This window comes from Sphingobacterium puteale (assembly GCF_050986225.1).
Lineage (GTDB): Bacteria > Bacteroidota > Bacteroidia > Sphingobacteriales > Sphingobacteriaceae > Sphingobacterium > Sphingobacterium puteale.
Map to the genome: position 1 here is coordinate 6,131,924 of NZ_CP158959.1, position 13,243 is coordinate 6,145,166.

General features: G+C 40.0%; 8 protein-coding genes. All 8 read right to left on the minus strand.

Going from position 1 to position 13,243, the window contains the following annotated elements; translation table 11 throughout:
- Positions 1-31 precede the first annotated feature (31 nt).
- Positions 32-1,177 carry a FecR family protein gene (locus tag ABTV71_RS25600; RefSeq protein WP_433901526.1) on the minus strand — a complete coding sequence of 382 codons (1,146 nt, stop codon included), beginning with the start codon at positions 1,175-1,177 and terminating at the stop codon, positions 32-34.
- Between the two features lie 56 nt (positions 1,178-1,233).
- Positions 1,234-1,818, minus strand: coding sequence for an RNA polymerase sigma factor (locus ABTV71_RS25605; protein WP_433901527.1), 585 nt, complete (start codon positions 1,816-1,818; stop codon positions 1,234-1,236).
- 473 nt (positions 1,819-2,291) lie between these two features.
- Complete coding sequence (locus ABTV71_RS25610; protein WP_433901528.1) at positions 2,292-3,716, minus strand: sialate O-acetylesterase; 1,425 nt, start codon at positions 3,714-3,716, stop codon at positions 2,292-2,294.
- Between the two features lie 237 nt (positions 3,717-3,953).
- On the minus strand, positions 3,954-4,895 hold the full coding sequence (locus ABTV71_RS25615; RefSeq protein WP_433901529.1) for a glycoside hydrolase family 43 protein: 942 nt from the start codon (positions 4,893-4,895) through the stop codon (positions 3,954-3,956).
- Positions 4,896-4,956: 61 nt separating this feature from the next.
- Positions 4,957-7,353: a glycosyl hydrolase 115 family protein gene (locus ABTV71_RS25620; RefSeq protein ID WP_433901530.1), complete on the minus strand. Its 2,397-nt coding sequence runs from the start codon at positions 7,351-7,353 to the stop codon at positions 4,957-4,959.
- Between the two features lie 33 nt (positions 7,354-7,386).
- Positions 7,387-9,909, minus strand: a complete 2,523-nt coding sequence (locus ABTV71_RS25625; protein ID WP_433901531.1) for an alpha-L-arabinofuranosidase C-terminal domain-containing protein — start codon at positions 9,907-9,909, stop codon at positions 7,387-7,389.
- A 314-nt stretch (positions 9,910-10,223) separates the two neighbouring features.
- A complete protein-coding gene (locus tag ABTV71_RS25630) occupies positions 10,224-11,531 on the minus strand; it encodes a rhamnogalacturonan acetylesterase (protein WP_433901532.1) in 1,308 nt (435 codons plus the stop codon).
- A gap of 344 nt (positions 11,532-11,875) precedes the next feature.
- Positions 11,876-13,243, minus strand: a complete 1,368-nt coding sequence (locus ABTV71_RS25635; RefSeq protein ID WP_433901533.1) for an FGGY-family carbohydrate kinase — start codon at positions 13,241-13,243, stop codon at positions 11,876-11,878.

The window sequence follows — 13,243 nt, forward strand, 5'->3', positions numbered from 1 at the left end:
GGTAGATTAAGGTAAATGTACTATTTAGTTGTTATTTTTTATCAGTAGTTTTTAATGTGATTTTATTATTGTTCAATTGAAAATTTAGACCACTTGCTTCATTCAATAGATTCAACATTTCCTGTAATGGAATATTTTTTCGGACCTTCATATAGATCGATTGATCAGTTGGCAGCATGATGGTATCGACATCTACGCCATACCATCTGGACATATCTGACAAGATAAGTCGAAGTGACTGATCCCGGTAATCAAAGTAGCCAACCGTCCAAGCAACAGCTTGCTTGGGAGCCAAATTTTCAATATGTATTCCTTTCTGATCGGTTACAGCTGTTTCGCCTGGACGGAGAACAATTCTTTCGGAGGTCCCCGATTTACTCAAGGCTATCCGTCCAGACATAAGGGACGTGGTAACCTGCCCATCACTCGTATAATTTCGTACGTTAAATACAGTTCCCAATACTTCAATTTTTGCCGCACCAGCATTTACCGTAAATGGTCTTCGCGCATCGTGGGCGACTTCAAAGTAACCTTCCCCTTCCAAAGAAACTTCCCTTTTTGCAGGGGTAAAAGGGAGCTGAAACCGTAAAGTTGATGCAGCGTTCATCGTAATCTTACTGCCATCTTCCAAAACTAACCTAAAATCCGAATTGGGAGTATAAATCGTTTGTAAACTTGGATTTTTACCTACTGCGATTACTTTTACAGTTTGACTGTCGATTCGAGAAAACGCAATATCGCCTACTGTCCAAATCGAATCCGTTTTCGGCAAAATGGCTATTTCTTTACCAGATTTATCTTTAACATATAAAATAGGTTCCGAAGGGGCTATCACATCGGAATGCTTGGGGCTTTGTTTCGCATAAAACCATGTAGCCAATCCCGCCATAAAAAGAATGGACGCAGCCGCCCACCAGCTCTTTTTATATCTTAAACGGATAGGCAGCTTTTTGGACTCGTTCAGTTTATTTTCTAATCGCTGCCTAATAACCGGGATATGCGCAGCGAAAGATTCTTCGACTTGATCTGCCTCAAAATCATCAATAGCAAAGGAAGTCAGCGCATTCAATTCTTCATCACCAGCTTTCTCAAAATACAGAAGGAGCGCATCCAGATCAACACGATTGATACTCCCATTCAAATAGCTCTTGTAAATATTTTCTATTTTTTTTGCCATATCTATAAGTTAATACGCAACTTACTAGCAAAAACACTATCGCTATCTTATTATTTTTAAAAAAAATAGAAAGTAACAAGAATGATTAAAATTTCATCATAGTGGTCCTGCACAAATTGGCGAATATGTTGATTGGATTTGACCATAGCATTACTCACAGTAGATACGGAAATATTCAATTTTCTAGCAACCTCTTCGTAACTCTTTTGTTCTATTTTACATAAAACAAAGATTTCTTTCCTGCGCTCACTTAAGGTATTGAGCGCTCTTTCTAATAATGCGGACTGTTGTTCTTGAATATCGCCCTCTTTGTCCATAACGTAGAGCTGCTCGAAATGTTGATATAAATTTTCCTGCAGTGCCGTTTCCTTAGCTAATTTTCTATACCAAGAAATCACATCATTTTTTGCAATCGTAAAGATCCAAGATTTAAAACTTCGAGTGGGGTCAATAGTGGACCTCTTTTGCCAGACTTTTAGGAATACATCTTGTACAATCTCTTCACTGACTTGCCTATCTTTAACCATTCTGAAAACATTGGAAAATAGGGCATGGCTGTAACGCTCGTATAAAGCAAAAAAAGAGTGCTCGTCTCCTTGGGAAAGCGAAATCATTAGCTTATTTTCTGCGATAGCATCCATTGTTAACTTTTCAAAAGGAAAGGTAGCATGCTGTTTAAACACTTAACCAGCGACCAAATTTACAAATTTTCAGCTTAATATAAACGCCAATGACTTTCAAACGAATATATTAAATTCATCTTAGGCCATTTTGATTTGTTCACATAAGCAGAACAGCACAGGATGACAAATTCATTCAGTATACCTAAACTTGTCGTATTAAATTGGTTATTTCCAAATTTCAATGGTGAGTACTTTATATGACACTACGCGAGTTACAGTAAAGGAAAGCCCATAAAAGAGCATTATATTTTTTATCATAAATTTAGGATTAATTGGTTATTTTAAAGGTTTTCATTCTCCCCGTTTGAAAACCTTTTTTTATAACACCCTTCTATTACCGGATGGCAACTATAGTTATAACTTCGTAATTTCAGTAACAACTAGATAACTTCAAAAGTAGTGTACTTCAATAGAAAAACAACAGAAATACACTACTCTGTTCTAAAAGGCAATGCCGGTAATCCTTCTTTATTAAAAAAATTGGGACGAGCTGTTTCATTCCAGCCAAAGCGGACCTGTTTTGGTGATTTTATCGATGCTGCGGATACAATCACTTGATTGCCATCGATCTTCGCTTCAGCAGGTACAAATTTGCCGTCCTGCCCTGCGATCTCAAACCAGGTCAATTGATCCCCTTTACACTGTAATCCGCTGCCAACATGCTTAAAATTCAAAATAATGTGATCTTTTACGATCTTTTTGCTTTTATATTGCGGTCCTGAAAAAACAGTATTTTTCAGGCCATAGTCAAAAGCCAGGGGCCACAGTGCCAAACGACGCCCCACTTCCCATTTATAGGAAGGGTGTATATCAGAAAGGTCATCGACCAAATCCGTGACTACAGCCATTCCCGAATGTTTAATATCCATACATTTTGTCTGGATCTCCCAGAACCAAGGCAATGCCTCTGCAGTATGTTTTGTTTTGTCATTCCTTTTACTATAATAATAAGGTGCAATCTGAACATAGTAAAATGGCATATTTTTATCCTGCCAGACACGACGCCAAGTGTCGATCAGCAATTTTTGTTTTGCATAGTAACGTGCATCCTCAAACATAAGATTGCTTTCACCCTGATACCAGATGAAGCCTTTCATGGCGAAAGGTGCCAATGGACGGATCATCGCTTCATACATTTCTCCGGCGACGGTATTTTCAATTTTGGTTTCACCATTTTGCATCTCCTGCTTAAAGAGACCGGAGTTTTGATAGGCCTCCAAGGGTGTCCATGGCTCTATTCTACTGCCGCCCCAGGATGAACTAATTAAACCCACAGGAACATTCAGCTGTTGTTGTAGTGTCTTTCCAAAGAAATAACCCGGAGCGGAAAACTGGCCAAGTGAGTTTGGACCTGCAATTTGCCATCCGTTAGTTTCCACATCCCCCAGAGGCCCTTTCTTTTTGGCAACAAGGAATAAGCGAATTTTTGGATTTTCAGGTTGGTGCAACTCCTCCTTCGCTAGATCAATTCCAGTAGCAGGCTGCTTATACCCCTTACGTAATTGCATCGTATACTCCATATTGGACTGCCCCGAACATAGCCAAACTTCACCCACAACAACATTTTTCAGCAAAATTGTATTATCTCCCTTTACTTCCATAGTAAATGCATCGAAACTTGCTTTTTGAGCAGTAAAGGTAACACTCCATGCTCCTTTTTGATCGGCCACTGTTTTTCTTGTCAAACCTTTCAATCTGACTTCAATCTTCTCCTGAGGATCTGCATGCCCCCATACCACCACTGGTTTTCCTTGCTGAAGTACCATATTCGATCCAAAAACATGTGGTAATGTGACTTTAGCCTGTGTGCTGAACGCAATACCTGCCAAAATAAAGGAAAAGAGGATTTTCTTCATGCTATTTTAATTGAATTGTCTATTCTTAAAACCAAGAGAAACGTTCAATCAGAGGCTTGGCATAGGACAAGAACCGTCATGACTATCCCTTAAATAATATTTATCTATGTCTGCGTATATTCGGATTCAGTGCCGAACTCATGCAATGAAATTAAGCATCTATTTATCGATATGCAACCTGTACTTCACTGTTTCACCCTATAGCATAATACGATAGCCTGTCAATAATCAACAAGGCTATCTATTTACTTTTAATAAATTTGATAAAACCGTTTGATTTATTGTGAAAGCTGTCCCATGACGTACTCCCTTCGGAAAGCGCACCAGATCGGAGACATCTTCCCAGTTGATGCCGTCTTTGCTTCTTACAGCCCCATATTTGTGGTCGCGGTACTTATCAAAATATACATACATATACTCCCCAACCTGCAGCGGAGCAGGCCCCTCCGCCCAATAATTTCCTGTAATCGGCTTAGAGACATTAGTCGGAAATCCTTTCGCTAAACTCTTTGTTGTTGTGATCCGAATATTTTTCTCAGGTGGGTTAGAATTTTCATTTTTCAACACCATCATGTATTCCTTATTGGCCTGCTGTATAATAGCCGCATCAATGACACTAAATTCGGGATCAAAATATAACTTGGTTTTTGAAAAACGTTTAAAATCCTTTGTCGTGACGCTATACATCCGATGGTTTAAGCCTTTTTCACTATCGCTGGTCTGTACCTCTTTATGTCGACCGGGGATCGTCGTGGCCCAAATGATATAATATTCCTTCGTCGCCTTGTCGTAAAAAAGCTCTGGAGCCCAAGCATTTTTAGCCTCAGGTTCATCTACCATGACCGGTAGTGCTTTTTGTTCGGTCCAATGCATAAGATCTTTAGAAGAAGAGTATCCGATAATTTTATCCCACCAGCCTGTTGTCCATACCAGATGAAACGTGCCATCAGGCCCTTGGCAAATACTGGGATCGCGCATCAGTTTATCTTTTCCCACAGTTGGTTCTAAGAAAGGTTTACCCTGATTTAAAGGCTCCCATTTCAGTCCATCCAAGCTGTAAGCGAGATGTAACCCATCGGCGCCATTACCTATGAAATAGGAAAAAAGATAGACAGGAGACTGTGCCTTAGCCAGGCAAGTCAATACAACGAAGAGCGTGACTAGAAATTGTTTTTTCATTTTTATAATCTTATGAATAAGTCTATAACGAGTTTCCATTATTGAGCAGGAAACGAATACTTTAATCCAAATATACGGTTACTTCATCGACCACTACGCCCTCATCAAGCGCTTTGATACGCAATATGTCCTGTTGCAATGAAGCTATTTTAAATTTAACCGTTCGAATAGCCTGGTTTCGCAAGACATTCTCTTTCCATTCTTCACTTCGTCCGATTGTTTTATAAGAAATAGCAGACGAATGCTGTTGCCCCAAAGACAGCTCAAAACGCAAATCATCTGAAGAGACAGGATGTGTAGGCAGCAAGTGGACGACAATGGTAACAGAATCGCCCTTGAGCCCTTTGAGCGGATAACTGGCTTCTGCGCCCAATGGGATAGCTCCGGCCTGCCCTTGATACCCCAAGCCTTCAAATCCTATTGCCCCCTCTAAATCTTTACCAGGAATTCGCTTGTCGGGTTGATCATCATTGGCCAGCGGAGCAACTGCTTTCTCTTCTATAATCTTATCGAAAACAGCAAGGTTTCTTGGTTTATAGTCCATCATACCCTTCCACTTACCTTTATTCAAAGCATTGTATTGCGCAGTTAAGGAAACAATTTTATCATATGCATCGTGGCTTTTTTGCCATTCAGCTTTGCCATGACGTGCCAACTGCGCATAAAGGTGTTTTTCATTCATCTTTGCCGCTGCAACAACCGGATACAGGACTAATTCAAAATATGCATCCTTGCGATCCAACGGGACTGATGCCCCAATTGAGGTGGCTGCATCTTGAATATGTTTATATTGTTCCAATCGCTTTTTGATCTGCTGTTCGGACCAAGGTAGGTCTTTCACAATTTTATAGGCTGGATCTTTTTCTTCCGTACGTGTATTTCCCATAAACTCAGGTTTTCGAATATACGCCAACCGATAATGTTCCTTCATAATCGGCACAATCTTCTTCGCCAAACGATGTCCAAATTCCCGTTGCAAAAATTGGCTCATATGCTGGTAAACGCCGATTTTTTGTATATGATCCATATCCCAAGCCATATCCATCAGGAGTTCAATTTGGTATTCAGCAGGCTTAATGTCCCCAACATTGACAATCCACATTTTTTTAACATCATGATGATAAGCTGTATAAAGCTGCTGATAGATCAGCGCCGGACTCATGGTCGACAACCAAAGATAATCATGTGGTCGCCCCCAATAGGAAACATGATAATACAGTCCATTACCACCCGACCTTTTTCTTTCTATCTGATTTGGGAAGTGGGTGATATAGCCATAATTATCGTCACACCACATCAGTGTTGTATAGTCAGGAAGATCCATACCGGCTCTATATACGTCCAATACCTCTTTATAGGGTATAACAACCTGAGGAATCTGCGCGGGGTCTGCATTGACATATTTTTTCAACAGATCCGTTTGATCTTTAATGACCTCATTGATCGCATCTTTATAAGCTGCAGTTGTTTTGACGCCCTCCATTGCTCCATCGTGTTTCCCACGCATACCCAGTGTAAATATGTTATGGGATTGCCCCAGTGTTTTGAGTCGATTGGACCAATAATCAACAATCTCATTTTTATTCGTCAAATAATTATAGGCCCCCCGACCTACGATATCCCATTCCGTCGCACTATTTCGGGCAAGGGGTTCACAATGAGATGAGCCGATATATATCCCATATTTTTCGGCCATTTCTCGATTTCCTTGGACAAAATAGAAAGGAACAGTTACTTCATGCATTGCTGGCCAGATTGAATTAGCCCGCAGCCGCAATAATAATTCAAAAATACGGGCATAAGTCTTAGGCCCTATGGTTGCCATTTCTTTTGTTTTGGCCGGATCAATTCCTGCATCTAACTTTGCTTCGGGTTCATAGGTTTTGCTGCTCCAAGGTGTCAATCCCCAGTCCTCGTCATTTATAAAAATCCCCCGGAATTGCACGTTAGGAAATTGCTTGTCTTCAAAATCGACGGGTAGAGAAATCGTTGATTTTTTACGGGGAACCACATCAGCCCACCAACTCCATGGAGAAACGCCCAATTTTCTGGAAATTTCCATCACTCCATATGCCGTACCTCTAGCATCAGAGCCTACCACTAAAAGTGTCGGCACTTTTTCGATCGGAATCACCTTCAAACAAAACATTTCCCATTTACCTTCCATTTCAGGAAGACGGATATTATAATCTTTTATCAGTTTGTCGATAATTGGATCATTTAATTCCCCAATTATAATCGCTCCGCCATCTGCACTACCTATTCGTCTAAAAACAGATTGGCCAACCTGCTGTGCGTCTGCAGCCAACAGTTCCAATGCGGTTTCAACCACAGCGTTAGTGCCTCCGTAATAGATATTCGCAGCTCGACTATTTTTGATCAGATGGAACGCCTCGCTCGAAAACAGTGGGAGTATTGCCAAACAGAGATTAATAAAAACTAAAATAAACTTTTTCATCAAAGCTGGATATATCATATTACTTGAATTAGGCTATTTCGTTGCCGGAGGAATCCGGATGATGGTCAACGAATACGGCGGCAATTTTTGATGTTTAAGTTTTTCTACTGTCTCAGTCCGTTCTTCAGGTTTCGCTGTTTTACTATCCAATTTCCCTGTCAGCTGCGAAACAACCGCTGTGTCCGCTTTCAAATCAAACTGATCCAGTTCCAATTGTATGTTGGCCGCAACAGGCAAAATATTAACCAGTTTTACAATGAGCGATTGATCTTTCGGATCTTTAACCATAGAAAATGCCACGCGCTTCTGTACATCAACTGCAGCATTAGAATAGCTGGCTTCCATTGGAATATACTCAGTCCCATTATTACGGCCAAATAACTGCTGTACGTAATAAGATGGTGTTAAATTCACCTCAGTATTGGAGAAATAAATAAGGTCGGGGCGCCATTGGGTATAACCATCTTTCGCCAATAACGGCGCATAAGACGCCATCTTAACGATATCAGCATTTCTCTCTAATGCCGTGAGATAGGCTGCCTCCGCCAAAGCCACTTCTAAAGTACTTGCCCTTCCATGAATATGAGCCGCATATTCGCCCAAATACACCTGTGATTTGCTGCGATCATATTTATCATAGAAGTCCTGATTATGAATAAACCAGCCCGGTGTCTGATAATAGTGTTCGTCCATAATGGGTACATTCAATTTATCAGCAATTTTCCAACCTTCTACATAGTCAGTTCCTTCAAAAAATGGCCCTGCCGTCCCAATAACCTGTATTTCGGGATATTTTGCACGGATAGCGTTATAAATCATGGTAAAACGCTCCTCAAAAACATTCGATATTAAATCTTCGTTACCAACACCAATGTATTTTAGATGAAATGGCTCGGGGTGCCCCGCGGCAGCACGTACCTTTCCCCAGGTACTATTTTTATCGCCATTGGCCCATTCAATCAGATTCAGTACTTCCTGGATATAGTCATCCATATCTTCCATTGGGACACCACATTGTTGTCCACCCAATGGGTGACCGTGAGCACCCGAATTTTGGCAGGGTACACCAGCCGCCACTACTGGAACAGCATAGGCACCGATGTCTTCACAAAATTGAAAATACTCGTAATATCCCAAGCCCACGGTTTGATGATATCCCCACATATTACGCTGTGGCATACGGCTTTCCAGCGGCCCTACAGTATTAGACCAATGGTAGATATTTTCAATCCCATCGCCATGTGCTAAACAGCCACCCGGAAAACGGACAAAACGGGGATTCAATGCAGCTATAGCATCGGCCAGATCCTTACGCAATCCATTTTTTCGCCCTTTAAATGTATGCTGAGGGAATAAAGAAATCAGATCCAAATCCAATTGTTGTCGGTCTGTAAATACAAATTCCAATACGGCATCCTTACAGGTTTCATTGGATGTCAATACCAATTGATATTTTTTCCAGTTTTTACTGTCAACAATTACGGATTTCTCATCGAGGATTTTTCCGTCTTTTGTACTTATCCGGATCTTTAGTTTAGGTGCTTTACTAACAGTGCCCCTTCCGAAAAACGAAAGATCATAGCGTTCATTCTTATTCAAGGCAATACCATCGTAGCCTATATTTCTGAAGATACCCTCACCTTGCAATCTCGCATAATGTTTATTATTAGGATGAATTGGATTGATGCTGTCAATATGAAACTGCCCTGAGCCATCCATACGCCAAGCAGTTTTCTCATTCCAATCTTTATCATGCCCCTGTTTATCGTCCAATTTATATTCAAAATCCCTATTTTGAATCAATTCTGCATAAAGACCTCCGTCTGCGGCATAATTAATATCTTCAAAAAAAACACCCACCAACATATCACTGATGGACTTGGTTTGTCCTACCTTCGGCGTTAATTTGACATCCAATGGCTTTAGGCCAGGGAAGCGGGCATCATCGTCAACGCTTCGTTCGGACCATTGCTTTTGCTTAAGCAGCGCGAGATCATAGTGCTTGATTAATTCTTTGACAACAGGCCATGAAACTTTCAACTTCGTTCCATGTAAACGATCGCCATGAAGTGAAATATGTTCACGAGCCAATAAACTGTTTTTTACAAGAGATTCAGTTGATTTATCCAAATCTTTTAATGCAACATGATAGTCCTGTCTGCCCCAATTGAAAAAATCAGTGGTAAAAGTATATGCATATGCTCCGTTACTTTCAGGACTTAATTGCCATGCGCAGGACCAACCACCTTCATTTCGAGGGAATAGTACAGGATTTATCATCCGTTTTTCTGATCCCCACCGTCCATAATCTGATTTCACAAAGGCAAGATCCGTTCCGATGGAATTCCATTGTTTACCGTCTAAACTCCAGGCATATAACAGCCCTTCCCTCCCAGCATTCTTTTCTTTTGCATACGCAAAAAAATAAACCGAATCCGGTTCAGAAGCGCTGCTGCTGTGGACGTGAGCACTGAAAATCCAAAATAAACAAAAGAAGCAAAGCGATTTTGTAAGAAACAAATTATAGGCTCTTAATTTGAAGTTATCCGTTTTCATTGGTTATAATTAATCATAATATTTATAAATGTATAAATTACAATTATAAAACGCAAACGGCATTATCAAAAGAATGTGCTGTCATTGACATGTTACGATTTTATTCCTTTTTAACTAGCACCGAGAGGTTTGAATCAAATTATGGTTATGAATGGTTTAATGTTGATTGCCTGTAACTATAGTACCTATACTACAATTATATTAAATATTCTTGCAATCACCATCCTGTAGTATCATGGTCAAAATCAACAAATAGCGTACAAAAAAAGCCGAACAAAATCTATCGTTCGGCCTCACATTATATCAATACAAAACTAATTGCCATCTGGTTTCACAACACTATTAATTAGACTTGGCGGCCAATACCAAGTTTTAAAATTATCTGGTTGCTGCGGATCAAAGCCCTGAAAATCGACGATATGGTCTGCTATATTCAAGTTGTTTTCTTTAATTCCTGTTAGCACCATTTTAGCAATCTCATAGGCACCATAGGGATTGAAATGGGTATTATCGGCCAAATCATTTTTTTGATTTGGAAAAGTATGCGCAGGATAGTGGACGAATGCCCGTTTGGATTCTTCAACTCCTAATGCCTTATAAAACAAACTTGTTTTCTTATTGAGATCGATCAAAGGAACTTGAAGTTCTGCTGCGACCTTTCGAGCCGCATCCGGAAAATCACCTAATGTCTGCAACAGATTTCCCTGTTCATCAAATGCACGCCGTGCCGTAGAAGTCAAAATAACGGGTATACCCCCTTTGGTTCGAAATTCATTAACAAAGTGCCGCAATCGTTCGCTATACCCTTTATACGCTCCGGCATGCTCTCCCTTTTCTTTTTGATCATTGTGTCCAAATTCGATAAACAAATAATCTCCGGATTTGGCGACCGAGAGAATCTTTTCCAATCTTTTTGAGGACAAAAACGAACTTAAAGCTAATCCAGATTCTGCATGATTAGCAATGGCTATACCAGAATCAAAAAAACGAGGAATCATTTGTCCCCATGAAGCCCATGGTTCATCCTCTTGATTTACCACAGTAGAATTTCCCGCCAGGAATATAGTAGGTATATCGCGAACCGATTCGATACGAATGGCTGAAATACAATTCGTTTGTTGAAACTCTAACGTCAACTTATTATCCCAATCCAATTTCTGGAGTTCACGTGGCTTCTTCAATGCTACAATCCCACCAGAAACTATCTTCGGATTTTTAATATGTACAATAAAGGTCCTATCTAACACTCGATTGGGGAGCACCTCTTGATTTTCAATTTGCAGCCTCCGGGATTCAGACCGTATCGTACTGCTGTAAGCTTGATTCCCTAATCCCTGATATGAAATCGTAATCTTATAATTTCCTTCAGGAACTTTTACCGAAAAATAAAATGGCTTTTTGCTAAAAAGATTCCTATTTTTTTGATCAATAGTGACACTTTGTTCTGTTGAAAACTCGAAACCATATCCTTGGTTGATCTGATAGGCCATTGCCTTCTTCAAGAGGATGCTGCCGCTCTTTGTCGTATGGCCAAAATTAAACTCTTTTACGATCTGCTCCGCAAATAGTACGGGACACTTTATCAATATAAGAAGACCAATTGTTAAGATTAATCGCTGCATTTTTAAGTTCTATAATTAAGTTGTACAAATATAATTCTTCATCTTAATCTAGCTTTCCTGCGCTTACCTGTACTTTAAAAATCAAAAGTGCCCCTATCAACAGTTCAGGACAGCTGAACCATTAAAATTTAACAACTTTACATATCATATAATAATTGGTATAATTATTCATAATTTTAGGTTTTTAATAAAAGGTTTCCTTACTCCCGTTTGGAAACCTTTTATTTTTATAATTCCCAATAATGTCCACTCATAGCTCATTAAAAAAGGCCAGACAACAAGTTGCCTGACCTCACACGATAACTAATAAAAAAACTAAATCCTATTTCATCTATAACACCGCACTAATGCGTTTGCTGTTTGGCTCTAAAATACCTTAACTCAATAATATCATTTGGAATCGCCCGGCTATTCCAATGCTCATGAATCACTAAAGCTGCACCAAGTGCAGTAGCTTGGGCCATAGAGGCTCCAAACACTTCACTATTTGGAAAGGCTTGAGCCAGCAGCCCCATATATATGTGATTACGGCTAAAGCCTCCATCCACAAATATTCGCTGCACTCCGGTTTGATTCATGACAAGAGTAGTCGCCTTCACTTGAGCCTTGACCAAATGCATCATTAGCACGTGATAAGCTTCAACATAATCGCCAAAATGACTCAGATCAATTGTGGAAAAGGCAGACAGTTCATCCGAAATATCCAAAGCTTGATATTTTTCTATTATGGTCCAATCCAAATCGATCTGCTTAAACTTACCCGTGGAAATCTGGAATGCTTTAGCAATGCGTTTTACTTGCTCCTCATGCTCATATCCTGCAAATAGTCTTGATGCTTTCACAGGTTTACCCGTATAGGTCATATACGAAAGACAGTCACTGTGAAGTTCTTCTTTGGTGAGCGGATCAATGTTGAACGGATTGAAAGAAATACACCAGGTTCCCGTCGAAATCAATATAAAAGGTTCATGAAAATTCAATAAATAGGGGATCAATGCAGACGAACTGTCGTGCAAACCGCTTCCAACTAGATAACCACTTCCAGGAAATGTCGCCCTGTAAAGACGATCTCCCTGAACGATCGGAGGCATTTTATCAATAATTCCTGTATCTTCTACCCACTTATGATAATTATTTTTACTAAAATCCCATAGCGCTGTATGACATCCAATACTTGTCATATCCGAATAAGCTTGCCCCGAGATCAGATAACTCAAGTATTGTGGAAGGTGTAGCGCCCACTTTACTTCCTTAAATACTGCTGGTTTAAGTTTTGACAAACGGTAGACCTGTAGTCCTGAATTCAGACTCCCCAAGCTTGGAGAGGAGGTTTCTAATGCGAATTTATCCTTTCCACCGTATTGTGCATAAAAAGATTCCAACAATTTTTTAGGGTATTCTTTTAAATAATTATATAATGGTGTCAAAGGCCTGCCGTCTTTATCAATGTAGACAAAGCTTGCTCCATATGAGGTAAAATTAATTGCTTTGATTTCAAACTCGCCCTTTCGAAACACTTCATGCAACGAATCAAAAACTGACAGACGCAAACTCTCCAAATTCTCACAATGGTCGCCATCTTCATCTACAGTTTCCAAAAAACGAGCCGACCGTTCAAATACGATTTGGTACTGCTCGTTAAAGAGAAATAATTTCTTGTTCGTCTTCCCAACGTCGAATATGGCGACTACTGGTATTGGTTTCCCCTTCAT